Source organism: Novipirellula rosea (assembly GCF_039541335.1).
Classification (GTDB): Bacteria; Planctomycetota; Planctomycetia; order Pirellulales; family Pirellulaceae; genus Novipirellula; species Novipirellula rosea.
Genome location: NZ_BAABGA010000043.1, coordinates 32,998 through 59,804 on the forward strand (window position 1 = coordinate 32,998; position 26,807 = coordinate 59,804).

The 26,807-nt window shown below is 54.4% G+C and carries 19 protein-coding genes and 1 pseudogene; 6 read left to right on the forward strand and 14 right to left on the reverse strand.

The genetic code is table 11. From position 1 onward, the window contains the following. Positions 1-160: 160 nt before the first annotated feature. Positions 161-655 carry a hypothetical protein gene (locus ABD971_RS17535; protein WP_345324176.1) on the reverse strand — a complete coding sequence of 165 codons (495 nt, stop codon included), beginning with the start codon at positions 653-655 and terminating at the stop codon, positions 161-163. Between the two features lie 132 nt (positions 656-787). Next, positions 788-1,168, reverse strand: a complete 381-nt coding sequence (locus ABD971_RS17540; RefSeq protein ID WP_345324178.1) for a DUF2513 domain-containing protein — start codon at positions 1,166-1,168, stop codon at positions 788-790. Between the two features lie 1,047 nt (positions 1,169-2,215). Between ABD971_RS17540 and ABD971_RS17545 the strand changes: the two genes are divergently transcribed. Continuing rightward, a complete protein-coding gene (locus tag ABD971_RS17545) occupies positions 2,216-2,860 on the forward strand; it encodes a class I SAM-dependent methyltransferase (RefSeq protein ID WP_345324180.1) in 645 nt (214 codons plus the stop codon). 135 nt (positions 2,861-2,995) lie between these two features. On the opposite strand, the gene ABD971_RS17550 is transcribed toward ABD971_RS17545, so the two are convergent. Next, on the reverse strand, positions 2,996-4,288 hold the full coding sequence (locus ABD971_RS17550) for an NAD(P)/FAD-dependent oxidoreductase (protein WP_345324182.1): 1,293 nt from the start codon (positions 4,286-4,288) through the stop codon (positions 2,996-2,998). Between the two features lie 300 nt (positions 4,289-4,588). Between ABD971_RS17550 and ABD971_RS17555 the strand changes: the two genes are divergently transcribed. Both ABD971_RS17555 and ABD971_RS17560 read left to right on the forward strand, forming a co-directional pair. Beyond that, positions 4,589-5,068 carry a universal stress protein gene (locus ABD971_RS17555; RefSeq protein WP_345324184.1) on the forward strand — a complete coding sequence of 160 codons (480 nt, stop codon included), beginning with the start codon at positions 4,589-4,591 and terminating at the stop codon, positions 5,066-5,068. A 219-nt stretch (positions 5,069-5,287) separates the two neighbouring features. After that, complete coding sequence (locus ABD971_RS17560; RefSeq protein WP_339946477.1) at positions 5,288-5,608, forward strand: hypothetical protein; 321 nt, start codon at positions 5,288-5,290, stop codon at positions 5,606-5,608. 130 nt (positions 5,609-5,738) lie between these two features. Here ABD971_RS17560 and ABD971_RS17565 read toward each other — a convergent pair whose 3' ends face one another. Continuing rightward, positions 5,739-5,918, reverse strand: coding sequence for a hypothetical protein (locus ABD971_RS17565; protein ID WP_345324186.1), 180 nt, complete (start codon positions 5,916-5,918; stop codon positions 5,739-5,741). Here ABD971_RS17565 and ABD971_RS17570 point away from each other — a divergent pair. Further along, positions 5,917-8,688: a cation-transporting P-type ATPase gene (locus ABD971_RS17570; protein ID WP_345324188.1), complete on the forward strand. Its 2,772-nt coding sequence runs from the start codon at positions 5,917-5,919 to the stop codon at positions 8,686-8,688. The genes ABD971_RS17565 and ABD971_RS17570 overlap by 2 nt on opposite strands. 15 nt (positions 8,689-8,703) lie before the next feature. On the opposite strand, the gene ABD971_RS17575 is transcribed toward ABD971_RS17570, so the two are convergent. Beyond that, positions 8,704-9,198 carry an MgtC/SapB family protein gene (locus ABD971_RS17575; RefSeq protein ID WP_339946480.1) on the reverse strand — a complete coding sequence of 165 codons (495 nt, stop codon included), beginning with the start codon at positions 9,196-9,198 and terminating at the stop codon, positions 8,704-8,706. A 144-nt stretch (positions 9,199-9,342) separates the two neighbouring features. Further along, complete coding sequence (locus ABD971_RS17580; protein WP_345324190.1) at positions 9,343-10,470, reverse strand: lysylphosphatidylglycerol synthase transmembrane domain-containing protein; 1,128 nt, start codon at positions 10,468-10,470, stop codon at positions 9,343-9,345. Positions 10,471-10,608: 138 nt separating this feature from the next. Between ABD971_RS17580 and ABD971_RS17585 the strand changes: the two genes are divergently transcribed. Together ABD971_RS17585 and ABD971_RS17590 are read left to right on the forward strand one after the other, a co-directional pair. Continuing rightward, positions 10,609-12,462 carry an AI-2E family transporter gene (locus tag ABD971_RS17585; RefSeq protein ID WP_345324192.1) on the forward strand — a complete coding sequence of 618 codons (1,854 nt, stop codon included), beginning with the start codon at positions 10,609-10,611 and terminating at the stop codon, positions 12,460-12,462. Positions 12,463-12,679: 217 nt separating this feature from the next. After that, complete coding sequence (locus tag ABD971_RS17590) at positions 12,680-14,314, forward strand: sialidase family protein (protein ID WP_345324194.1); 1,635 nt, start codon at positions 12,680-12,682, stop codon at positions 14,312-14,314. 46 nt (positions 14,315-14,360) lie between these two features. Here the strand turns inward: ABD971_RS17590 and lacZ are convergent, their stop codons facing one another. The 8 genes and pseudogenes from lacZ to ABD971_RS36090 all read right to left on the reverse strand — a co-directional run. Continuing rightward, positions 14,361-18,161 (reverse strand): beta-galactosidase, LacZ type, encoded by a 3,801-nt coding sequence (gene lacZ / locus ABD971_RS17595; RefSeq protein WP_345324196.1) that lies wholly within the window; start codon positions 18,159-18,161, stop codon positions 14,361-14,363. Positions 18,162-18,200: 39 nt separating this feature from the next. After that, positions 18,201-19,373 carry an AGE family epimerase/isomerase gene (locus tag ABD971_RS17600; protein ID WP_345324198.1) on the reverse strand — a complete coding sequence of 391 codons (1,173 nt, stop codon included), beginning with the start codon at positions 19,371-19,373 and terminating at the stop codon, positions 18,201-18,203. 543 nt (positions 19,374-19,916) lie between these two features. Then, positions 19,917-22,565 carry a sodium:solute symporter family protein gene (locus ABD971_RS17605; protein ID WP_486348646.1) on the reverse strand — a complete coding sequence of 883 codons (2,649 nt, stop codon included), beginning with the start codon at positions 22,563-22,565 and terminating at the stop codon, positions 19,917-19,919. Continuing rightward, positions 22,562-23,503 carry a dihydrodipicolinate synthase family protein gene (locus ABD971_RS17610; RefSeq protein ID WP_345324200.1) on the reverse strand — a complete coding sequence of 314 codons (942 nt, stop codon included), beginning with the start codon at positions 23,501-23,503 and terminating at the stop codon, positions 22,562-22,564. Before ABD971_RS17610 ends, ABD971_RS17605 begins: the two co-directional genes overlap by 4 nt. Positions 23,504-23,830: 327 nt before the next feature. After that, positions 23,831-25,045, reverse strand: coding sequence for a DUF1559 family PulG-like putative transporter (locus tag ABD971_RS17615; protein ID WP_339942971.1), 1,215 nt, complete (start codon positions 25,043-25,045; stop codon positions 23,831-23,833). A gap of 53 nt (positions 25,046-25,098) precedes the next feature. Beyond that, on the reverse strand, positions 25,099-25,290 hold the full coding sequence (locus tag ABD971_RS17620; RefSeq protein ID WP_345324202.1) for a hypothetical protein: 192 nt from the start codon (positions 25,288-25,290) through the stop codon (positions 25,099-25,101). 730 nt (positions 25,291-26,020) lie between these two features. Beyond that, a complete protein-coding gene (gene wrbA / locus ABD971_RS17625; RefSeq protein WP_345324204.1) occupies positions 26,021-26,314 on the reverse strand; it encodes an NAD(P)H:quinone oxidoreductase in 294 nt (97 codons plus the stop codon). Next, positions 26,293-26,397, reverse strand: a pseudogene (locus tag ABD971_RS36090) (hypothetical protein); the annotation flags it as partial. The pseudogene ABD971_RS36090 and the gene wrbA, both read right to left, overlap by 22 nt. Positions 26,398-26,807: the final 410 nt, after the last annotated feature.

Here is a 26,807-nt window from a genome sequence, read left to right on the forward strand (position 1 = left end):
ATTCACGCGGATTCGCTGGCAACCATTTCCCGACTCTCTCACGAATCTCAACCATCAGCACCCCTCATCCATCGCCTGCAGCGTAGAACGCAGAGATCGGTGGGTGGCACCAATTTACAGTGCCAATTTACAGTGCCGATTTTTAATTCTCTTATTTTTGTCACACTTGCTTGAATCGAAATGCGTGTTCCGGCAAACGGATGGTGGGATTTGCTTTCGCTAATGCTGCATACAGCTTGCCTCGGTTGTAGTTGTAGTTTTGTAAGATCTGTATCCGTTTGCCCGACTTCATCTGCATCGTGATCTTACTGAACCCGACATGCTTCTCGTAAGTCTGACTGATCTCAACAATTTCGCTGACCGGGACAGAGAACGAAGCATTCTTTGAAAGCGGATCGATAATTTCAAACTGGTCGGCGTCCACCGCTATCCTGAACGTTTTATTTTGAACCCAGAAGAGAACAGCAACAACGAGTAGACCGAGTTCAACCACCGGCAAGGCAATATTCATCCAGTAAAACAATTGCTCGGCCGCCTCGGTCGGCTGAATCAGCTTACGAGCTGCTACATACATAGCGAACAGTACACCCATATTGATGAGAAGCAGCATGGCGGTCCGCCGCTGTCTTCTTTCGTACAGATATAAATGGTTCATGATGGCATTTGGCGGTTGAATGATTGGGACGGGGCCTCACACGAAACGTTTTCTGGCGAGAAACTGACTCGATAGGTTTAGTCGCAGTAGTGATTTACACGCCGATTGATCCGATGATAGCAATCTGCCGGATCAACGGTTGGAAACACCGGCCCAACGTTCAGTGATCTTCGCAACTGCAATTTGCGACCAAACCTCGAATGATGCTGATTTCAATTCGGCGTCATCCAGCGTTTTTCTCGCACTCGTCCAGACTTCATCATTGACGATGTTGTCGGCGAATTCCTGCCCCGCCCAAGTTAAAGCCATGTTCGCCTTGCCGTAGCGATCTTTCCGGGGGCCCGTGTCGATGCCGCTCACCATGGCACTTTGGGTCAACAACTCGATATGATAGGCGAATACGCCGTCGTCGACATCGCCAATGAGTTGTTGGACTTCACAGGCCGATGGCCGCGCTTCATGCTTGCGAATCGCAAGCACAATCGCTCGAATCAAATCCATGTCGCGTATCATCTTCGTTGCTCGCTAGATGTTGGTTTTCGTACTTCACGCGAGCAGCGGAGCACATTCAGCAATTGCTGACAACATCAATCCTCTAGCGGAGTTCCAAAAAAAGCATCCGACGAAGCGGTCGATTCAAACTGCGTCGATGTTTTATCGGGCCGCTGAACATGCCGCATGTCCGCAACCGTTAGAACGATGAGTCTCCATAAAGCCGGCCAAAGGGCAGGCTTTTTAGACGACTCTGTCATCGAGCCCTTGACGCATGTCGCGGATCAACTGGGGACGATAGTGGAACCACCTTTCAAATTCATCCAGCCGCTCATGCCCTGTTGTCTCGTCAACATCGCAGAAGTATTCAATGTGACACTCGCGATGGTTAGCAAGCAACTTGGACAGGAACCCGCAGCCAGTACCGCGGTAGCGATGGCCATGTCGCTAAGCAACCGTTCGCAAATAACTTCGTCATTACAAGATGTTACCCGAATGACATGAACTTTGAATGTAGTGGACGAGGCTACGAGTCCCAGCGACTTAGTGGCACGGCGGGACTCGTAGCCTCGTCCACTACAGAGAAAATACTTCTCGCGTGATTTGTAACAAAACTGGAATCACGAGGTTATTTCCGAACAGTACCCAAGAAACCGTCGTCGAGTGAGTTGGGGCAGCGTTGAAGAACTCATGGTGGGATTTAGGAGGAGGAAGGGGAGCGGCTGTCGAACACGTTCAGCGGCCGAACTTGCCAGTTGTCATGTACGGAATGAGCGATTCAAATCGCCACTCGTTCTCAACGATCTCGGTTTCCGCAAACGACAGGCTGCAAACGACAAAACGCAAACGACGGATCGCAAATGTGTGGCTTTGCAAAAGTGATTTCCCCCGGCCGGTACTGGCGTCAGCCCCTCGTGGAGAACACGTCACGCGACATCAACCGATTGAGTCTGAAGCGACGCAAGTTGTCTGAGGGGCGTGGTACTTGCACCGCGACCGCAATTAAAACGGTATATTCTACGAAGGGCCCACCGTACTTCATTCCCGCATCCGCAGAGTCACTTATCGATGAACGCAACGGAAAAGTTTTACGATCGCATCAGCCACGCTTATGACTTAATCGCTGACGGAGGCGAGCATGTCGCTCGCGAGCGAGGCTTGGCACTGCTGGACATCGAACCGGGCGAATCCGTACTGGAGATCGGATTTGGCACTGGCCATTCACTGTTGACGATTGCTGAATCTGTGGGGCCAACCGGATTGGTAGCGGGAGTGGACATCTCTTCCGGCATGCATGACGTTGCCATGAAGCGGTTGAAGCAGGCGGGATATACCGATCGTGTGGCGTTGGTCGTCCAAGAAACGCCGCCGCTGCCCTATACCGATTCGACGTTCGATTGCGTGGTGATGAGCTTCACGCTGGAGCTGTTTCCGATCGAGAGGATTCCCACGGTGTTAGCGGAATGCCGGCGAGTATTGAAGCCGGGAGGACGCCTTGGTGTGGTCAGCATGGCCACAGTATCGGACGGTCAATCGGAAAGCGTAGTGGAACGCACCTACGTTTGGATGCACACTCACTTTCCGCACATCGTCGATTGCCAACCAATCCCGCTAGAGCGATTGGTCGAAGAAGCCGGATTCTCGATTGCCCAGCAAGAACGCATCGACCTGTTCACGATGCCCGTCGCAATCGTCGTCGCTAGCACCTCTTAGTAGAATCGCGTCACCAATGGGAACGCCGCAAGTTGCCAGGAATCGCCGTAGCGAAACTCGCCAAGAGTTTCGGAATTCCCTCTCCAGCCAAAACTCTTGGCGAGTTTCGCTAGCTAGGAACAGCGGTAGTCTTGTTTAACACTTTTCCTCGGTCGCTCGCTCGCTTGTCACATGAATACTTTGTTGTGAGTAATCACGTCGGAAAAACATATCGGCAGTCCAGTCCATTGCCACACGTAGCTTGCGGCCAAAACCCGGCATGATGCCGAGATAAACGGTTCGCCACAAAAACCAGGCGACCAGCCCGGTGAGGTGCAGGCCGAACAGGTTGGCGATCGCTTGACGACCGCCCAGCGGAGCCATCGTGCCTTTGTTGCGATAGTTCAGCGGTTGCGTCGGGCGACCGCTTAACACCGCCGCGAGATTTTCGGCTGCCATTCGTCCCTCACGCAACGCATGCTGAGCGGTGGGCGGGTACGCGTTACCCGCCGCGTCAGGATTGGAGGCACAATCGCCGATCCCCCATAGATTCGAGCGTCCCTTCACACGCAGGTCACGCTCGCACTCGAGATACCCGTGAGCGTTGATTGGCAAGTCGAGTTCCTTCAGTAGCGGCGGCGGAGCCACTCCGGCTGACCAAATCACCGTGTGAGAGCCGATTTGTTCACCGCTTTGTAGCGTGAAGGACGTTTCGGAAACCTCCGAGACGCTTTCGTTTAAACGGATTTCGACGCCGCTGCGCCGCATCACGCCGCTCGCCTTCGCGGACATTGCTTCGTCGAGCATGTCCAAGATTCGGCCGGAACGTTGGATCAGCATCACGCGTATGTCGGACTCGCTCACGTTGCGGTATTCACGGAGTGCCTCTTTCAAAAACGCATTAAACTCACCCGCCGCTTCCACTCCGGTGTACCCAGCACCGACGACCGCAAACGTCAACCAGCTCTGACGATGCTGATGGTCGGGGGCCAAGTTGGCCATTTCTAACATCCCGATAGCACGATCTCTTAGGACCGTGGCATCGGCCAACGTTTTCAGTCCAAACGCATAATCTTTCACCCCTGGGATTCGGGGCATCCGCGTGACGCTTCCCATCGCCATCACCAAATGGTCGTAACAGAGCGTCAAGGAATCGCCAAACTCGGGCTGAACCGTCACCTTCTGAGAATCCAAGTCGATGCGTTGGACTTTTGCCATCACAAAATCACTCGATGACAAGAACCCTCGCAGTGGCACGATCACATGGCGTGGTTCGAGCGCGGACGTCGCTGCTTCGACCAACATCGGTGTGAAAACGAAATAGTTCTGTTCGTTGACAAGTGTGATTTGGACGTTACGTCCACGCATCCGCTTTTCGAGATGCTTAACACAATACGCACCGGCAAACCCACCGCCGAGCACCACGATTTTGGTTGGTTGTTTTGTCATGAAGCCAATTGTATCGAGAAGCAATATGCAACCGAAGCGGTGGTGTCCAGCCGTAGACGCGATATCAGCGAATCGTTCAACAGCGGTTCAGCCCACAATCTGTAAGCCAAACCGATAACGTCTGTGAATTCAGCCGAACACCGTTCTTCGGCATACTTGCTCTTCGGCATACTTGCCATCATCTCGCTCGTGGCAAGGCTAATTGGCACAGCGTGTGCGTAATCGTGTGTGTCGTGTGTAGGACCAAAGACAAACCGTTCTATACAGAGCATCTCCGTCGCCGATCCGCCAGAGGAAATCATGAGCCATTTTGATCACGCCAAAATTCTTGTGCCGTATGACTTCTCTGAATTCTCGCTTCCCGCGGTTGAGACGGCGATGAAGCTCGCTGGCAAGAATGAGAATATTACGGTATTGCACGTCGTTGAACCGGTTCCGCTCTACGGCTATTCCGCGGACAACGGCATCGAACTTGGTGGCGGCGCAGGCTGGGGGATGCCCGACATTGGTTTGTCGGAAGAGATCGACACGGGCCATCAACAGCGTGCGCTCGAAATGTTAAAAGCGGAATTTGACGACGCTGCTCACCGCGGACTGAATTACGAAACGGTCGTCAACGAACCGGCACACGGAATCACCGACTATGCGGAAACAAACGGATTCGATTTGATCGTGTTGCCGTCGCATGGCCGCACGGGTGTTACTCGACTGTTGATCGGATCGACTGCCGAACGCGTCGTTCGTTTAGCTCACTGTCCCGTGCTGGTTTTACGCGACTAGCGACGAATCCACCGCGGGTTTACGCCCAACTGAAGAATGACGTTTCATCGGCCCTCGAAAACGCTATTGGCCCCGGGAACGCTATTGGCCCCGCGAAACGAGGCGCCATCGGGTTTGTTCACTCGTGATGAAGGTTCTGTACAACAGAGTTATCGTACAATAGAGCTAGCGATATTCAATCACGATCCGATCGCTGGGGTTACGAAAGGAGAATAGAAGATGTTTCACAAATCCGATCTAGAGCATTTTGGCGAAGAATTTCCTCAAGATTCCACAGGCTATGTGCCTGCCAAAGGTGACTGTTGGCGGCAAATGAAATTTGATCATGCCGACATGGATCCGAATGAAGAGGGAATCTCGGCGGAAGAAAAGAAGCGTCGCCTCGAGTACCTCGACACCGTGTGGTGGCCCAAAGTTTTGCAGAAGGTCCATGTCGAACGACAGCGACTCGAAGCCGAGCATGGCGAAACGTTTATCAAACGTTGGCATCAAGCCGTCAATCGCTCTGCGGAACAACCGCACGGTTTCGGAAACGGATAGCGAGACACAGCGTCACACGTGTGCGATTCGTGACGGTAGCGATGCCGCTAGTTCCAGTTCCGCACATCTGCGTTGCTATGTAGAACCATTGTCCTCAATTGTTTCGCTGCTTTGGTTAGTCGTTTTGGCGCTAGCCACGGTTTCGCCACCATCCAACCGGGGCTATCGCCCAAACGGCTAACACAAACGCGGTGATGGTGTTCGAATTCAGCAGTCGCAATTGGGGACGATTCCGCGCAGTGGCATTCGTCCAATGGCTTTGAACATCAAACGGCATCCATCGTGTGGGAACAATGGCAGGAGAAAGCATGGAAACGCTGATTGAACGATTGTGGCATCAGACTGCAGCCGACGAAGTCGTCCAATTGCTCAAGAGCGATGCAAACCGTGGGCTGGATCGGTTCGAGGTCGAGGCACGGCAACGGCACTTTGGTGTCAACGCCATTCCTGTCCGCGGTGGTCCAGGACCGCTGATTCGTTTTCTGATGCAGTTTCATCAGCCGCTGCTGTATATTCTTTTAACGGCGGCTGCGATCACCGCTTTGTTAGACGAGTGGGTGGATGCATCGGTCATTTTTGCAGTCGTGCTGGTGAACGCCGTTATCGGCTACCTACAAGAATCAAAGGCCGCCAAGGCACTCGAGGCACTGGCCAAGACGACATTGACCGAAGCTCGCGTGATTCGATCGGGAGAAACACGCAACGTGCCGTCAACCGAATTGGTGCCAGGGGACGTAGTGCTTTTGCAATCGGGTGACAAGGTTCCCGCAGATTTGCGTTTACTGCGGTCGCGTGATTTGCAAGTGGACGAGTCGGCGCTGACGGGCGAGTCGGTCCCGGTCGAAAAGAAGGCGATCGAACTGGGGTTGGAAACACCGCTCGCCGAACGTCGCAACATGGCTTACGCCTCGACCCTCGTGACTTATGGTCAAGGCCGCGGTGTCGTGGTGGCGACGGCAGCGAAAACCGAGGTCGGGCGGATCTCCGAACTGATTTCGCTGGCCGATGTGCTGGAAACACCGCTGACGCGCAAAATCGCCAAATTCAGCCGCGTGTTGTTGGTCGTGATTCTGTTGTTGGCTGCGGTCACCTTCGCCGTCGGCGTGTGGCGTGGACAGGCCAAATTCGAGATGTTTATGGCGGCCGTTGCATTGGCCGTCGGCGCGATTCCCGAAGGATTGCCTGCCGCAGTGACGATCACGTTGGCGATAGGTGTTGCCCGCATGGCGCGTCGGCGTGCGATCATCCGCAAATTGCCCGCGGTGGAAACGCTCGGCGGCACCACCGTTGTCTGTTCCGATAAAACAGGCACGTTGACCGTCAACCAGATGACCGTGCTGGAAATCTGGGCCGCCGGTCAGCGGTTGACGGCATCGGGAAGCGGTTATGAACCGAGCGGCAAAATACAGGTCTGCGGCGACGAACAAGCCGAGGTTTTGTCGAGCGCCGCGGTGCGTCATTGTTTGCAGGCCGGATTGATGTGTAATGACTCGCAATTGGTTTGCAGCGAGTCGGGATGGAAGGTGCAAGGCGATCCGACAGAGGGGGCATTGATCGCCGTGGCGGGCAAAGCAGGCTTGGACGCGAAGCAGCTCGACACGCAATCGCCTCGGTTGGACACGATTCCGTTCGAGTCACAATATCAATACATGGCGACCTTGCACGAAAACGCTGCGAATCACACGCGACATCTTTACGTCAAAGGAGCAGTGGAAGTGCTGCTTTCGAAGTGTCCGCGGGCAATGACGGCCACGGGAGAAACCTGTCCACTGGATGTCGCGGTGGTTCATCAACAAGTCGAAGCAATGGCGGCCGAAGGACTGCGAGTGTTGGCGTTCGCGGGGAAACCGCTGCCACCGGCGACCCACGACATCAGCCACGGCGATGTCGGCGACCTTGTTTTCTATGGATTGCAAGGCATGATTGATCCGCCACGCCCCGAAGCGGTGGCGGCGATCAAAGCGTGTCAGACCGCGGGCATCCGCGTGAAAATGATCACCGGTGATCATGCCAAGACGGCACAAGCGATTGCACAGCAACTCGGGCTCGATGGAACACGCCAGAGCGACGAACACGCCCCGATCGTCAAGACCGCTCACGATCTTGCCGGGACCAGCGACCAACAGTTGATCGAGGTGGCGGATCGGGTGGCCGTGTTCGCCCGCGCGACCCCCGAGTTGAAGTTGCGGCTTGTACGCGCGTTACAAGCCAACGGTCACATCGTCGCCATGACCGGCGACGGGGTTAACGATGCACCGGCACTCAAACAGGCCGATATCGGCGTGGCGATGGGGATCGGTGGGACCGAAGTGGCCAAGGAAGCGGCCGATATGGTGCTGACCGATGACAACTTTGCCTCGATCGAAGCTGCGGTCGAAGAAGGCCGCGGCGTGTTTGACAATCTGACCAAGTTCATCGTATGGACGCTGCCCACGAACATGGGCGAGGGGTTTGTGATTTTGGCGGCAATCTTTGTGGGCGTGGCGTTGCCAATCCTGCCGGTACAAATTCTATGGATCAACATGACCACTGCGGTCTTGTTGGGGCTGATGCTCGCCTTTGAACCCAAGGAAGACGACATCATGACGCGACCTCCACGCGATCCTCACGCTCCAATTTTGACTGGCGAGTTGATCGGCCGAATCGTCCTCGTCTCGCTGGTTATGTTGGTAGGGGCCTTTGGTTCGTTTGAATGGGCGATAGGCCAAGGCTACAGCGAAGTCGTCGCCCGCACGGTGTCGGTGAACGTGTTTGTGATGGTCGAATTGTTTTATTTATTCAATTGTCGCTCGCTGACGAAATCGATGTTCGCCATAGGAGTATTCTCGAATCGCTGGATCGGTCTCGGAGTGGCCACCATGTTGGTATTGCAGATGGCGTTTACCTACTCGCCGATCATGAACCGCATTTTCCACAGCGCGCCGATCGGCTGGGATGCTTGGTGGCGAATCTTGCTGACTGGATTGGCAACGTACATGATTGTCGGATTCGAGAAATGGTTGCGGCGATCGAACTATTGGAATTCGAGCGTAGCGAAGGTGCATTTGGGCGAGAGCGATGAAGGAACCACGCGGTCCTGATGGAAGGGGGACCGCTTACGATTGGACTTTGCCGGATTCCGCCGACCTTTGCTGCCTCTTCGCGACTTGTCTTTGGATGCGACGTTCGACGCCACCGACGAAGATTAATACGAGCACTGCCATGACGGAGACGCCCACGGCAAAGGTGAGTTGTCCCACCGCCACGGCGATGCCAATTCCGGCAGTTAACAAAATCGAAGCCGCGGTGGTCAACCCTTCGACCCGATTGTCTTGATGATGAATGATCGTTCCCGCCCCTAAGAAACTGATGCCGACTACGATAGCCTGAATCATCCGAATCGGGTCGGCGCTAATATTGCTCTCGTTGCCTTGATTGAATCGCTCGAGCACGACATCGCCGAGCAACACCAACATCGCCGAGGCAGCACAGACAAACATGTGAGTCCGCAGCCCGGCAGGTTTGTCTGCAAACTCACGCTCGATGCCGACGACGGCGCCAAGCGCGCCAGCGATCAAGACCACAATGATTTGGTGAAGCTGGTCTTCCATGGGACTGAATGGGGATCGGATTCGGGGAATCAATTCGAGGGGATCAAACGACAGGAATTGCCCTGCTTTTCCATCTAAAACAGTGTCAATTAAAGCACTGTCAATGAGCGTTCCGTCATGCACTGGTTATCGGATGACGCTTCATTACTGACTCACACTACAAATATCGTGCCGAATCGGTTCAAGCCGCTGCTGGATATAAACCCAAGCAATAAACGCCATCAAACATTCCACCGCGATGAAGATCATGCGGGCCATGATTGCCGCCAGCAAGGCGTGCGTGGGGCCGGTCACCAAACCAAGAATGGTCGTTAAAACCAATTCGCGAATGCCTGCACCGCCAGGCAGCAGCGACGCGAACCCGATTACCATGGCAAGTGAAATGGATGCGGTGGCGATCGCCAACAATTGCGTGATCGATGCGGGGGGGGCCGCGGTCGGAATCGCGGTCACGATCATCGCGAACGAGCTGCCGATCAAAATCCAGCCAAGGGTCGACCAAGCCCATCCCTTGCCGCACGCTAACCAGGCATGATTTCCAAGATCGGAGGTTTGCCCCATCAACCGAGTGGCGACAATTTGAAGCACTGGGGGCAGCGTAGGCACACTGGCCAGCACCGCTCCGGTTGCCGCGGCGACCATCATCCAAAGCGGGACCGGCAGCGTGACGATCACGATGCCTGCGACCGCGGCGCCCACGGCCATCATCATGAACGTTTCCAAGAACACGCAAATGGTCGCAGGCATCACCGGCACCGAGCATCGTTTGAGCACGCCGACCCGCAACACGACGACCATCGCCTTGCCCGGCACGTACTTGCCGATGTGTCCGAGCGTTTGGGCGGCAACAACGAGAGCCGCCGGAGGTCGATGCCCGAGCACCGCCAACCAGCCGCGAAGCACCATGGCCGATACAAGCGTCCCGGCCGCGTACAGTAGCGCGGCCAATCCGATGCGTGACCAGCGGATGTTGGCAAGTGTGGGAATGCTTTGCCGCAATGCCGTTCGTTGCTGCTTTAGCGAGCGGGTTGTGATCGAATCATCCGCTGCGGCGATCTGTAAGTCGATTTGATGAATCTGGCGGACCACACGCTCGCGTTCGGTTTGCCATTGGCGTGCGGCCGAGCGGATGGCAAAAAAAAGTCCCACGATCACCGCGATGGCAATCAAAATCTTGGTGATTCGCAGCCATTTTTTGCGGCCGCTGCGATGCGAAGCCGCAGGCTGTGACGAGACAGCGTCGATTTCGGAGGTTTCGTTTGACTTAACCACTGCGATTCTTTCGAGAACGATTGTTCCGTCTATCCATAAATTCGGTGATCCTTCACAATCGGGCACGATCCGATTGGGATACAATCCCTAACCAAGCTTCCCCAGTTCCCTACCCCCTCCCTAAGTCGAGCAGGCTCGATGACGAAACGTCGACCCAAAAATAATCCCAAACAATCTCAGCCCGCCACACCGATTGCTTCCCCCGGCCAGGCAGCATCGACAACGCGTTCGGGCGACGATACCACTTCGCCACCGCGAACGTTGGCGTCTACCAAAGCGATGCTGGAGCGGTTGCCGTCCCTGTCGCGGATTTTGTCGGTGCTGATGCTGTTGCTCGGTATATTCGCGGTCGGAGCGTTGTTCTACAAGGTGATGGCCGGATTCTTTGTGCCGTTGTTCTTGGCCGCGCTGCTGGTCGTGATCTTTCGACCGGTGCACGATTGGATCTACGTCAAAACAAAAGGGAAGCGTCGCTTGGCTGCCGCTTCGACCACGCTGATGATTTTGATGATGGTGTTGATGCCAATGATTGTCGTGTTGTCGGTCGCGACCAGCCAGTTTACCGCGATGGTCAGCCACATGAATTTCAACGATCTGACGGCGGCATTGGACCGTGCCCGCGACCAGTTTGGGATTTCGTTGCCCCACGCCGAAAAATTTCGACGTTTGGATGAATTGACCGATTCCTTAGATGATTCGGTGCTGTCGAGCGAAGGATTGCGTGGGGTCAATCCCGATACGTCCGTATCTGTGTTCCTAAAAACATTGTCCGGCATGATGCAGGCTCCTGAAAATCGTCAGGAAATCCTCGACAATATTGCCGAAGCGAAATCGTTGATCCTGCATTTGCAGAAAAACGTAGAAGGGCCGCCCACGGCAGACATTGCGGCGGAGACCGCGATCGATCGCCTCAACGAACTGGAGAGATCTTTGCTGTCGCACAGTGACGCCCAGGATTTTGGCAGCGGGGAAACGGCTGTCGAAGAATTGGGCAGCGAAGAAACGGGCAGCGATGCAATGGGCAGCGGGGCATCGCTCGCATCGGCAGCGGCGAGCGAGGCCGAATTGTCAGCCTCCTCCACCGCGGATGCCCTCGAATTGGACGACAGCACGATTGACGGCAACCCATCCGACACTGCGGAGCCGCTGGATCAACTCAACGCAGAAGAACAATTTCATCGCCAGAGTGTGATCGCGTCGGCAGCAATCCGGTCATGGATGCAAACGTTGCTTGGTGGCACGCTACGCAGCCAAGTGCGATTGATCGCCAACCCGAGTGCCGAAGATTTCAAGAGCCTATTGAGCCGTGGACGTGAATCGCTGCAGCCGCGGTTCGTCAGTTTAACCAGTGCAACGGGAAGTTACCTTGGCAAGATCGTGGTGGGGTTGTTGGTCCTGATCATTGCGGTTTACTTTTTTCTGATCGACGGTGCAGCGATGATTCGTACTTTGATGCGGCTGAGCCCGCTGGATGACAACTACGAGCGGCGGTTGTTATTGGAATTTGATCGAACCAGTCGCGCGGTCGTGTTGGCAAGTGTGCTCAGCGCGGTCGTGCAAGGGATCTTGGGGGGATTGGGCTATTATGTGCTCGGATTTGAATCGGTCGTGTTGTTGTTTTTGGCTACCACGCTGATGTCGTTGGTCCCGTTTCTGGGCGCCGCATCGGTTTGGGTGCCATGTGTGGTTTGGCTTGGCATGGTCGAACAGCGCTGGACTGCCGCAATTGTGTTGGCGCTGTATGGCGTGCTGGTGATTTCCTCGATCGACAACGTGATCAAAGTCTATGTGCTGCACGGCCGTTCGCAATTGCACCCGCTGTTTGCACTACTGAGCGTTTTGGGCGGCGTGAAAGTGTTCGGGCCGATCGGTATTTTGGTTGGCCCAATGGTCGTGGTGTTCCTGCAAACCTTGCTTGAAATTCTCAATCACGAACTCGACGACACCGCCTCGGCCGAAGCCATTGCCGAAACGACGACGACTGAGGCTTAAGTTTCCAGCCTCGTTATTCGCACCTTCAGCAAGCTGCGATCTGCCGCCGCCAGGTCAAAACGGCGTCGACGCACTGCCTATGGAAAACTCTTGCCTCCGCGTACCCCGCGTGATACCATGTTATAACAAGGCGGGTTTTGCTTCCGACAGGGCAGGTACGCGTTGTCTTAATCGTCCTTGCGTCGCGAACGTCAATTAGGGGATTGCGGAGATGAAAATGTTCACTGCTGTCGCGAGGATTCGCCTCGTATTTACGATTTACGCCGTGCTTTCGGGGTTGGGGGGAACCGCTGCATGCGCCGAAGAGGTTCTCTTCAGCACGTCCTTTGAATACGGCAGCGACGCGGCATTCCCGACGATCCAAGACGGTCCGATTCGCATCGAAGCGACGGGGACTGCAAGTGTCACGTCGAAATTTGCTCGCACGGGCAAGCAGTGTTTACACCTGCTGGGCGACGAAAATAATTCGATCACGTTTGTGATTCCTGCAGACATGCAACCGGTCAAAGGGGTCCGCTTCCACGCGGAACGCTGGACCGGTCGAGACCCGTTTTCATTTTTGGTCGAGGCGAAACAAGGTGGCAAATGGTGTGAGGTTTCCAAGATTGACCGTATCGTCACCGTCGGAGCGAGGTTTCTGTCGCACATTCAACTTGCGATCCCCGGTGAGGACAAGGTCGAGGCGATTCGCTTCAGCGTGACCGCAGCACCCAAGGCTGGTGTATTGATCGACGATTTGTCGCTGCTCGCCTCGCCGCTGCAGCGACCGAGTTCGATTCCGTCGGACGTGATGCCAACAGAGCCACTGAAATTGATCGATGATCAACCGTTATTCGTGTCTGGCCAAAACGACACCCATACCTTTCGAATCCCCGCGATCGCAACCGCGGTGAACGGGCATTTGATTGCGGCATGTGATGCGCGAAGGAAAGGAAGTGCGGATCTGATCGGCCAACGCACGATCGATATCGTCTTTCGACGTAGCACCGACAATGGCAAGAGTTGGTCTGCGATGGAAGTGCTTGACCCGTACGAGGACGGAGGCTGTAGCGATCCGTCGCTGATCGTTGACAAGACCACTGGCGATATCTTTTGTTTCTACAACTACATGGTCGCCGACCGATCGAGTAAGGAATACCGTTTTGTGGTGCAAAAGAGCTCGGATCATGGCGCGACTTGGGATGCGCCGATTGACTTTACCGATCAAGTGGCGGGGCCTGAGTTAAAGGATGCCTTCAAATTCATTACCTCGGGCCGCGGGATTCAAACGCGTGCGGGCTTGCTCGTTCACAACTATGTGCGGGTTGGCAAAGGCGTCACGTTGTTCGCAAGTCGAGACCACGGGGCGACTTGGGAAACGATCGGCGATGTCAGTCCCGGCGACGAGTCGAAAGTGGTCGAGCTACCCGACGGAACGCTGATGGTGAATTCGCGGATCGGCCCGGGAAAGCGGTTTGTGCACAGGTCATCTGATGGCGGGCAAACGTGGGACAGCGTCAGTGATTTCAGTCTACCCGACCCACGCTGTAACGCCTGTCTCATTCAGTACACGGCCAAACGCGATGGCTATGCCAAAGATCGACTTGTTTTTGTCAACGCGGCGTCCAATTCGGCACGCGAAAACTTGGCGGTGCGGATTAGCTACGACGGCGGTTGGACTTGGAGCGACGGCAAGGTGATCGATCCGGGACCGTCAGCCTATTCAGAGATTACGGTGCTCAAAGATGGCAGCTTCGGCGTGCTGTACGAACCTGGATACGAAGAAGTCCGCTTCGTCCGCTTCACGCTTGACGAATTGACCGACGGCGAGGATCAATTGATCAAACCCTACGCTGCTGTGGGAAATGATTGATGGAGGCGTGTATGTTGATTCATTCTCGGCGATGACGGTGGCAAGCCTACTCCTCCAAAATCCCAATTTCGGCAACGGTCGCGAAATCGCCCGCTTGTCCGCTCAAGACTTTTAGCTCAATCGCGCGAACATTTTGCTTCTTGGTGAAGCGGATGTCTTGGCGGCGGTCAGTATTTTGCATGACACCGGCGGCAACTTGCTGCCATTGAACCCCGTCTTCGCTAGCGGATAATTCGTAGCGAATGATCCGTCCATTTGCTGAATCTTGCCGCGGCAGCACACTGATCCCGGCAATTTGCTGGGGCGAGCCAAAATCGATTTTCAAGGTATGCGGTGGTGGATCAACGCCTCCCTGCCACTTGGTGTGCCAGAATGTGTCGGGGTTGTTGTCGATCGAATGATTCACCTCGCCTTCGCCTGATTGGATGCTAGACGCGGTTGCCGTCCATTTCGATTTGTCGACTTTCTTTGCGAAGACTCGTTTGATCTGGACTCCAGGAATCTCGTCCTCAGCGGCATCCACGCTCGCGATCACTTTGCCGCCCTGAATCAAATTGATGTCCTCAATGGAGCTTTGCTGCTGAACGTCAATCGTTACGTTGATCGATGCACCACGCGTCGTTGGGTGAAAGCTGAGGTTTCCAGCATTGTCGCGTGAAACCGTCAGGGTACCACCCAAATTCGCTCGCTGGCGAGTCGCTTCACTTGGATCGACACCTGCGGTGATTGGCCGGATCATGAAACGCAAGTGCTGAGTGCCATGAACTCGATACTCCGTCAAACAAGACGGTCCACAACTGCCGCCGCCGATCCCGGTTTCTGCAGTATCGATCGTCAAAGCAATATCGTTGCGAGTGGGGATTTCATGCGGATGGCGGATGCCCGTCAGTCCTTGGTCGGTAACGTGCATCGCACTGAAACTGATCGGAGTCTCCGAGGTGACTACGAAGCCATTCCCGTCGTCATCAGCAAGTGATGTCCAACGCACGTCCGACCGTGATCCCATGAATTGTGGCTTGGCGTAATCAACGTACATCTCCGTTGCCGTTGTCTGATACCGACCGATTGCTTGCCCCGTTTTACGATCAACATAATTCTCCGATGGGCCGCGACCGTAGTAGGTCACATGCTCAAATTTGGGATTCACAAATAGTCGCATTCCAACTCGCGGCAGCACCAGTTTATCTTGGTTCGGGGAGAGCACGGTGTCGATCGCGACGCTGCCATCGGCGAAAACCGTATAGGCACAGGAACTTTCGACATGGAAGCCTGCTTTACCCTCGCTGGCGTAGTCGACCGTGAATTGCTGGTAGTTCTTTGCTTGGGCCGTCTGTCGCACCGAGGTCGCGGTGTGCCGCAGATCATCAAGACCAGCACCTCGCCATTGTCCCGCCGCATAACCGTCGTTGTCACCAGCGGCCCGGTAGAGATTCGGTAGCGGACCCTGTGAATCCGAAAGTATTTCGCGTCCGTGGTAGACTAGGCTTGTGATCCGTCCGGATGCTTTGTTCAAAACAACCGAAAATTCCTTGCCCGTCATTACAAACGCGACGTCAGACTCTTGCACGTCAACGACGCCGTCGGGATCGAGGACCGTCGCTGGTGTGCTGCCGAGTGAGAATTGTTTCCAAGCGACTTCGTGGCCTTTGTCGGCCCAAGCGGTTTCTTGTTTTAGGATTAGTGAAACCTTCAATTGATACTCGGAGCCTGGGACTTCGCTGAGTGTTGGAAGCGAATCGAGCGTGATCGTCGCTTCTCTCCATGGCTCAATCGATGGCGTGGGGAGTTGCCCTTGGGCGACAAGGCGACCTTGGTCCGTCACAGTCCAAACGAGGTCGACATAATCGACAAGGTTTGTATGGAACAGCTCATTGCGGATTCGCAATTGATTGCCATCAAACCAAAAATCAGCGGGCTGGTAGGAGTACTTGACTTGCCATGTTTTCGGCGTCGGCAGATGATCGGCATCGACAATCCCGTTCATGCAAAAGTTGCCATCATTGGGTTGGTCGCCAAAATCGCCACCATAGGCAAAATGGTAGTCTTTCCCGTCTGGCCCTCGTTTGCCATCCGGGTTGGTTTGTCGCAGTCCCTGGTCGACATAATCCCAGATACACCCGCCAATCAAACGTGGATGGGCTTCAAACGCGGCGACATACTCGTCCAAGTTACCCGTCGCGTTCCCCATCGAGTGGGCGTACTCGCAAACAAAGAACGGTCGCGCCGAATCCTGTTTTCCGACGCTGTGCAGGTAGTCGACACTCGGATACATCACGCTGTCCATGTCATCTATCGCTGACGGGTCCGCGTTACGTTCGTAGTGGACCGGCCGCGAGTTATCGAGGTCCTTGATGGCTTGGAAACAGGCGGCGAAATTCTCACCCGTGCCGGCTTCATTGCCCATCGACCAGATCACGATCGCCGGATGATTCTTGTCACGCTGGACCATTCGCACGCAGCGATCGACGTGAGCCTTCTTCCACTCGGGCGGGTGAGCCAACGAATCTTTGCCATACCCATAACCGTGTGATTCGATGTTGGCCTCGTCAAGCATGTAAATCCCATACTCGTTGCACAATTCATACCAGCGTGGATCGTTTGGATAATGGCTCAATCGCACAGCGTTGATGTTAAATCGCTTAAACGTCTGGATGTCTTTGAGCATCGACTCCTCATTGACATGCCGCCCGGTATCCGGATCATTCTCGTGCCGGTTGACGCCTTTCAAAATGACCGGCTTGCCATTGACCAACAATTCCCCACGTTGACTGATCGCCACGTCGCGGAAACCAATCGTATGACGATGGACACTGACGGTTGTTCCCGATTCATCTTTCACCGTCAGGATCAATTTGTAAAGATTTGGTGTTTCGCCGGTCCACTTTTGTGGGTCTTTGATTGAACCTTGAATCTTCGACTGTTTTTCTTCTCCTGAATTCAAGGTCACCGCGCCGGTCGATCCCTCCCAAACGGTCATTCCGCGTGAGTCAACAATCTCAGCGGCAACCGAACCCGTTGCACTGGATTCGCCCCGGTTCTGTAAATGAGTGTCGATTGCAAACGTGGCATCGCGATAGTCGTCGTCCAGGTCTGACTTTAAAAAGAAATCACGCAGCAAAACCTTGGGTGTCGCGTAAACCAGGACGTCACGAAAGATGCCAGAGAGTCGCCAAAAATCCTGGCACTCCAAGTAAGATCCGTCGCTCCATCGGAAGACTTGTACGGCGAGCGTGTTCTGACCAGGCTTCACAAACTTGGTCAAATCAAATTCGGCAGGCAGGTAACTGCCTTGACTGTACCCGACTTTTTCGCCGTTGACCCACAAGTAGAACGCGCTCTCAACACCGCCGAAATGGATGAATACTTCACTGTCCTTCCAATCGGCTGGTAATTCAAACGTTCGTCGATAGCTGCCGACGGGATTGCGATACTCATAGGACGTGAAATGCTGGGGGGGCTCGCCCGTGACCTTGGGCCAATCTCGTTTGAACGGGTAAGCTTGGTTGCAATAGATCGGAACACCGAAACCTTGCGTCTGCCAACTCGCGGGAACCTGGATGTCGCTCCAATCGGAATCGTCAAATGACTCGGTGAAGAAGTCCGTTGGTCGCAAATCGTGACGTTTTGCGTAATAGAACTTCCACTGTCCGTTGAGCATTTGGACGCGAGCGGACTCTTGCCAATCTTGGCTGATCGCAGCGTCTCGGTCAGGATACGGCAGTGAGAAGACACGCCCAGGCTCCTTGTTGATTCCGATGACCTGCTCGTTTTCCCAATCGGGACTCGCCGCAAAAAGTGAGCTACTCAAGACAATGATGGTGAAAGGAACCATCAGTTTGAAAGTCATCGTGAATACTCTGTGTTGGGGGGTAAGTTCGTTTGTTCTTTACACAGTTTCGGTCAACAGTTGCCAGCAGACGAGTTGCATTCGTGGCATGTGAAACGGCCCTTTCCAAAGATTACCCTTCAGCGTCGAACTGACGCTTCCGTCGCGATGAAGGTAGCCAAACCACTCGCCATGTTCGGGGTCGGGAAAATGTTTGTACGTCCAATCATGAATCATCGCGTGCCACTTTGCATATTTCGGATCGCCAGTTAGTTCATAGGCTAACAGCGTGGCGATGATCGTTTCGTTTTGAGGCCACCAGAACTTCATGTCGTGCCAATATTCTTGAACTGGCAACCCGTTGACGTCGACGAAATAGAGGATTCCGCCGTGTTCGCGATCCCAGCCACGCTCCCACATCCAGTCGAGCATTTGGCAGCCGGTACGAATCAGTTCCTGATCGCCACGGATTTTTCCTTCCAGCATAATGAACCACGCCCCCTCGATGGCATGACCTGGATTTAACATTCGCCCGTCGAAGTGATCGATCCGTGTGCCGTCGACGCCCACCGTTTCCATCACGCACTGTATGTCCTCTTTCAAGTGGAATCGCCGAATGTCGTCAATGCTGTGATCGATCCACTCATTGGCATCGGGTAGGTTGATCGATTCGCGTAATTCTTGCGCGGTGACGATCGTGATCATCGGAAAGCCGAGTCCACGCATCGGACGAGTGTCGGTGAATTTGGGGGCGGTGTCCTGGGGATTCAGGTTGTGGTCAATGAAACGCCGAAACGTCCGCTTCGCTTTTTCGGCGTAATGTGATTCGCCCGTCGCTTTGGCCAACTCTCCGTAGGCGATCGCAGCAAAACTCTCTGAGAACGCATAGCGTCGCTTACGAATCGGTTTCCCATCGCGGGTGACATGGAACCACATGCGGCCGTCACTCGGGTCAAAGCAGTGGTCGTCAATGAACTTTGCCCCGTGTTTTGCTAACTCGAGCCACTCAGGTCGCTGGTCGACGTTGTTGTAGAGTTCCCCCAACAGCCATGTGAATCGTCCCTGTTGCCAAACGCCCTTGTCGGTGTCGATGACGGTACCGTCACGGCCCAGCGACATCATGAAACCGCCATGCTCTCGATCGACGCAATGCTTTGTCCAAAAAGGCAATGTGTCGTTGAGTAAGCCGTCACGGTAAGTGGAAATTAGTTTGGATCGGCGGATAGCATCCATCGACATGGCCTTTGTGTTGGGGCGAGTATATTACGCATATTTTTTAGCCTCGGAGTGGCGGCTGTAGTTTTCCTTCGGCGCAAGCCTGGACTGTTAAAACTCTGGGGTTGTCGTGATCCTCGGTTGCACTAGTTTTCTGCCACCTCTCCACCAACTTCGTTGGGGGAGAGGTCGAACGGAGCCTTCAGCGACGTTCGGGTGAGGGGGCTGACCGAGCAAGCCACTCACCAATGATCACGCCGTTTGCACCGGAATTGCGCGGTCGATTGCGCGGTCGCGCCCTCACCCGAGCAACGCCTAAAGGTCGTGCTCGACCTCTCCCCCGACTTCGTCGGTGGAGAGGTAACTGCAGTTTGGGCCGAAAAAAACTCACCGCTAAAGATCCGACGTCAATACCAAAGTTGTAGCGGCCCGGCGCAAGCCCCAGGAAAACTGTCCCCAGGCAGGAGCCTGGGCACGAGCGGTTTTTGTTGGCGTTCACCGAAAAGTGTCTGAAAAATACCAATTTTGAAAAAACGGATTGCCTCTGACTTCGCCAATGCATCATGTTGTTGCTTCTTGGGGCGTCAGTGCAACCTGGTCCGTGTGGGCAGCAGCTTCCGGGGCGTGCAATGTATAGATCGTCAAGCCTGTCAAATCGTTTGATGGCTTACCAAACGCCAGACTGGCGATGAAACCCACGACAACACAGGAGGTAATACCGCTGGCCGTGTACAGATATCCGTTGATGGCAGTGAACTTCCACATCCAAAACATCACGCCGGCGCCCACGATCGCACCAATCATTGCCCCGGTCGCATTGGCTCGTCTGCTGAGCGCTCCCAACACGAACAAACCCCCCAGCACCCCCATGAACAAACCGATGACCATAATGAACGTGTCAAACAGCGACTTAATATCGGGATTCACGAAGACGAGTCCCAGTAGTGTGCCGATCACGCCCAAAGCGAGCGTCCAGAAACGAGCGGCGTTTAAGTAACCGTGATCGGATTTGCACAGATTCAAAGGTCGCATGAAATCGGTGACGATCGTGGTGGCCGTTGAATTCATGCTGGTCGACACCGTCGACTGAGCTGCCGCAAACACGGCGGCCACAATTAGCCCCGCGATTCCGATCGGCATTTCACGAGCGATGAACAATGGGAAAATTTGATCGGTCGTGATCGTCGGATCCAATTTCTCGGGATGCGAACTGTAGAAGGCAAACAGTGCCGTTCCGATCCCAAAAAACAACAAGGTCGCAGGAACAGTCAGCACCGCATTGGTCCAAATCGAACGTGCTGCTAGCTCTTTAGTCGCCGTGGTCATGTACCGCTGCACCACCGCTTGATCGGCAGAGTACGACGACACATTCTGAGCGATCGAACCAAGGATGATCACCCACAGGGCGATCTGTGCACTGGTGGCGTCCCAGTGGAAATTGGCAATTTGAAACTTGTCCGCGTCCGCTGCCGTCGTCGTAAATCCACTGACACCTCCATCCACGCCGCTGACCAGCAAGATCATCGCCAGCAGCCCGCCGCCCAGTAACACGACGGTTTGGATGGTGTCGGTCCAAATGACCGCTTCAATTCCGCCCATCGTGCAGTAGGTGATGCTTAGCACTCCCATCAACAACACCGATTGTGCAGGGGTGAGCGGTGTGGCGACCGCCAGCGCCAAACCGGTGAGCGACATCACCACGGCCATTCGGAAAACATGAAACAGCGTGAAGCTGGCGCTGCCAAACATACGCACCCCAGGACTAAATCGCTTTTCCAAGTACTCGTACGCACTGGTTGCATCAATCCGGCGGTAAAACGGCATCACCACAAAGACCGCCAGCACCGCGACCACCGGAATCATGAAATTGCCAATCGAGTACACCCAATCCTGAGCAAACGATTTGGACGGAATTCCGGTGAACGTCAGCGAGCTGAGCATGGTGGCAAAGATGCTGCAGCCAGCGGCCCACCACGGAATCGTCTGGCCGCCGCGGAAGAAGTCGTTCGTGCTCTTGTTCTTGTTGGTGAAGTAGACGCCAACGCCAACCATCGCAAGCAAATAGCTAAAAAGGACGATGTAATTGACCGCGCCGAAGTCGCGGCCTGTGCTGGTCGGTGTGACGCGATACACCTGGGGCGATCGTACGCGTGGACGAACTTCGCCGCTGGGAATAACGATTGAATCGTCCCACTTCACCGCGATTGTGGTGACATGATTCGCGGGCGTTGCGCCCGCTTCGACCCAGGTATCGGTGATCGTGTGGTACGCGAGTGATTGTTTGATAAAACCGGGATGATTGTCTTTGAGCTCATCGCCCTTGAAAAACAGTGAGCCATCGGCGCCGCCTAGGACGAAGATGTGGCTTTGCCCAAACCCAATTCCGGTGCCAGCCATCACGCACCGCGGCGTTTCATTTCGCTGCCGCCACTGCTGTGTCACGGGCGTGTACTCCCAAACGTCTTTTAGGAAGTCAACATTCTCGCCGTCTTGTCGCCGGCCGCTGATCACATAGACGCAATCGTGATAACCGTTGTGCTGTGCGACAGTGAGATTGAACGCGCGGGGCGGACCTGGGCACGACGGAAGCTCTTTCCAAACGAATGCGTTGGGATCGCCTTGCTGCGACAAGTCCAGCGACCAGAAATTGGACATCGCCGAATCGAGTGACGCATCCTGTTGGCCGCCTGCGAAATAGATCGTATTACCGGATAACGTGGCGGCGCCATGGGCACAGGGCTTTGGTAGCGGCGGATATTCCTCGACTGTGATTTTTTCGCCGTCCCACTGCAGCACGAAGACTTCATCATGCATGCCCGTGGAGTCGCTTCCACCGATACAGACGACGCCGTCGGTAGTCGAGACGGCGGCGCCATAGGCGATCGGTTTGGCAAGTTTGCCGCCGTCTTTCCACTCGTAATCGTTACTGTCTTTTCCGAGGCCGTTCTTGACAAGTACGAAGATCTCGTCATGCCATTGTTTGTCGTTCTGCCAAACCGGTTTGGCAAAGTTAGCACCGCCAGCGATGATCAATGCGTCATTGTGAACGCCTGCATAAGGCCCAGCAAATCCAAGCTCATCGGGCACCGGTGGCAGTTCGTTCCAAATCAACCATTGCGGCTCGGCGGACCAAGTCTTTGAACCAGCGAACATCGACATCGAGCCAATGTAAATGCAGCTAAGGAAGATCGATGCGGCGAAGAACTTCATAGCGAATTTGCTGAAAGTGCGGGACTTGGCTGTGACCACTGAAAGTATCCAAGCGACGACAAATCGTTTCGCAACTTTTCAATTTCGGATTCCGAAAGACGGCCCTGAGGCAGTCGGCAGCCACCGATATCGAATCCATTCATGCCGAGCACCGCTTTCATGGCCGCATGGAACGGATACTTGCCTATCCTCCGAATCATCTCTACCGAAAGCGACTGTAGACGTCGGGCTTCGTCCAGATCACCTTGGCGAAACGCTTCCATGATTCCAAGATACAGCGGAGCTGCGATGTTAAAGGTGCTGCCGATTGCTGCGGTGGCACCCGTTGCCAACGCGCCGAGCATCATTTCATCACATCCCCAAACGACATCGAATCTTCTCGGATCCACCTGTAAACACTGCAGAAACTCGTGCAGTTTGGTGTCGGTGTACTTCAGACCGACAAGATTGGGAATTCGTTTGCCCCCACGCTCGAGAAACTCGACCATATCCAGTGCCGACCCGGTCAGCGCAGGAATGTGGTAGTAGTAAAACGGTAACTCAGGTGCACCACCGGCAACTTCAGCCATGCAATCAACCAGCGTGTTAACATCATTGATGCTGAAGTACGACGGACAGGTCGCCGAGACGTAATTCGCACCAATCTCTTGCGCATGAACAGCAAGCTGTCTCGCTTCGGCCAGACTGTTGTGTCCGACTTGAATGATGACAGGCACGCGTCCAGCGGCGGACTGGACGTAGGCCTCCGCCACGACTCGCCGTTCGGCTCCACTGAGTGACATTCCCTCGCCCGTACTTCCGCACACGTAAAGACCGCTAATGCCTTGCGCTATCAACCACTCGGTCATCGCCGCAATCGGATCAAGATTCAGCTCACCGTCGTCATGCAGCGGTGTATAAGTCGCTGCAATTAAACCGTTCAGTTTGTTGTCAATCATTTTTTAACCGTTAGGGGGAACCATGTTGTGAAATGCCGAACTCGTTACGTCCATAGACTATGCGACTGACCCCCGTCGCGCAAACTACGAATTGCAGATTGTAGATTGCAGATTAATGCAGCGTAACAGCTTAATCATTTATCAATAGAGTAACGGAACTCGCGTGAGAGTTCTGGTTCGTTCGGGTAATCCGCCGAAAGTCTTGACGACTTCCGCTACGACCAACCTGTAGTGGAGCTTGCTAAAGCTCCTCCCACCCCAAGGAACAGGGAGCGTTAGCAAGCTCCACTACATTAGAAACACTAAAGTTCAAAGACTGACGAAGCACTAGAATGCTTGGTCAATCGTCTCACGGCTGGCTTTGGTTCCCAACGCTCCCCACAACCCATAAGGACTTGCGGAGCCCGGTGGAAGCGTACCGCCGCTGCCGTTATGCGACACCATTGGGCCGCCACCCGATTCAATCGAATCGGTGATGAACTTGATTGCACCGTCCCCCATCAACACGTGACAACCACCTTGATGCCGACTGCTGGGAGACCAGATTCCCCATCGGAAAATGTCAGTGGCGGTGGTGCTTGAAGTGTCGTAGACCACGGGGGCATTGGGAGGAAGAATCGTCGTAATGCCGGTAAATACGGCTAACCCGTATGCCCATTTGTAGCCTCGCATCTCTTCGGGGCTTCCATTCGTTGAGGCAGTCGAAAGCCAAAACCTTGGTCGCTCAGGATCGATCTGCTCGTAAGCCTTTTTCGGGTCAAGGTGGTGACCATTGATGCCACTGCGTGGTTGAGTGGTGACGTCTCGATCGCCCAAGTCCGTATTGAACTCGCCAGCCATAATCGTGTTAGAAAGCCCGTCAAGCACGTCGCGGAACTTCGGCTTGAGACGACCGTGAGCAAAAATTCCGCGGTTAACGTTATTCGCGTCGGCAAAAGTGGAGGCCGACTTTCCGAACTGATCGGTGATTGCATTGTATTGATAGTACAGCGAGTCGCCGAGACAGATGCCGTAATTCGTCCGGCCTTGCGCAGGGAGCCCTACGCCCGGGTCACTTGGGCAACGGAAGGAGGAAATGTTGGTCAACCAAGGTGTGTATTCGCCCTGAGCCGTGTGGTCGGCGAGTAGGATATAGGGGCTCGGACCCATCGCAGCATACAAATTACCCGAGGCGACTTGAAACGGGTTACTGATCTGCTCCCAAAGCGCCTGCTGCTCAATGAAGGGGGTGATTCCGACCAGGGCGCTGAGCTGGTTCATGTTTGTTCCGCCACCGCTGGGCGTCGGTGTATAGGTTGAACTCCAGCCCGACCCGGGGGTTCGTGCGGTTCCACCGGCCTGAGCCGGAAGCTGATTGTAAGCGGAATGGTAGTTGTGAAACGCCAAACCGATCTGTTTGAAATTATTGCTGCAACTCATTCGCCGGGCTGCCTCGCGGGCCGCTTGTACGGCTGGCAGCAACAAACCGACGAGCACGCCGATGATGGCGATCACCACCAGCAACTCAACTAACGTGAAACCACGATTACGATTGTCATTCATCATGCACCTCTAAAAATCGAATGAGAAAAAAAGAAAAACGAGCTTCGGGGGGGCTATTGCGGCAAAGCGGTCGGCCCATTGATGCCTGCGGGTTCAGCTTGACCGCCGCGAGCTGCCGCCTCGGGATTCTCCTGCAGGTATCGCTCTAGCTCTCCGGGTTCTGGAGACACCGCGTCCTTGCTGCCGCACCCGGCGACGCCGAGACAGAGTAAAAGTACGAATAAAGTTATGGGGCTCGATCGCATTGCAAATCTCCTGAGGGGAGTTGAAGAAAAGGCCTGTATTTAGTTTCTGTTATTGCATGTTATAACGCTATGCTTTGCGAGAGAAGAGAAAAACTGAAACTTTTTCACTGTTTCCTTGGCGTTCCGCCACGCATGCAGCGGATTGGGGCCGGAAAAGATGTGCTTTCAGAGCCAGCGAGCCTGATAGAAATCTTTAAAGAAAACGCATCGAACTCGAGTGCAATGCGATGCAGCACGTTAGGTAAAGCGAAACGGCGACTGCGTTAAACCGAATCTTTGTGAAGCGGAGCTCCTTGCGAGTTCCCTTGTTTGGCAAATGCAATGAAGTTCAGGCACGGCGATCGGCAAACGTGTTTCCTTCTTCCATGCTACAGAGCAGCATTCGAGTCACGTTTGTCGTTGCTCATTAAGCAACGGTGAGCGCTGTTCTAGGACGGCGTCGGGTTTGTCACCCGTCACATGGCGTGCTGGTTTGGAGTCGCGATCTCGCGCGGCCTCGACTAACAGTTTATAAAACTGTTGCTCATCATCGATGGAACGTTCATATTAGCAATGGCATCTCGGAAAGTTTGCAGTCCATTTTTCGCGACACAGAAGACGCCAGTCTGGTTGTGAGAATGCTGGACAAGTTACCCGATTTATTTTGATCTCGACGCTGCGTACACAGCAATGACACGCAAACGAAACGCGTCCTTCTGTGAACTTGTTAGGCGGTCTAACTAACCAGTCTTTAAGTGATTTCGGCAACGTGTTTCCCTTGGAAACGTGCGATTTCCAATTTATTATTGCTAGGTTGTCGTGCCCCATCATCACTTGCCAAGGTGGTCGCACCATAGGGTGTTCCACCACTGATCTCGGCCATTTCACTGAGTCCCGGGCACGAGTAAGGAACGCCGACAATGATCATGCCATGATGATACAGGGTGGTGTGAAAGCTTGTAATTGTCGTTTTCTGACCGCCATGCTGAGTTGCAGTCGAAGCAAAAACACTTCCGACTTTTCCTACCAGGTCTCCGTTCTCCAAAGACCCCCGGTTGAATCAAGGAACGCTCGCATCTGTGCGGCCATGTTACCGAAGCGTGTGGGTGTACCGAAGATAATGGCATCCGCTTCCTCACACGAGGACGCATCTTGTTCATCTTTCTACAGTAGCCGGCAACCGCGGGTAACAACGGTCGCTGTCGCACCCGACTAGGCAAGATCGAATAGCATCAACTCAGACGTCTAACTCGTCTTTAATTCAATTAAATCTTCGTCGCTAAGCTCAACAGAACCTCGTAACACCTGGATCCCGCCATATGTGCTCGCGGTCTTGGTACGACGCGAAGGAAAACGAGTGATACGTATTTAGCCAGCCATGATCGGCATGGCGCGGTCGTTTGCTCTGCGCATTCTGATCATTTCTGATCACCTCCAAACTTGATTACCGACGACCACTCAAGGCGGACCTCCGGTAGGGAGCCCTTTCAAGCTAGCATAAACCATATTCGTGTCGCATTCGTAACTGAATGTAAGCC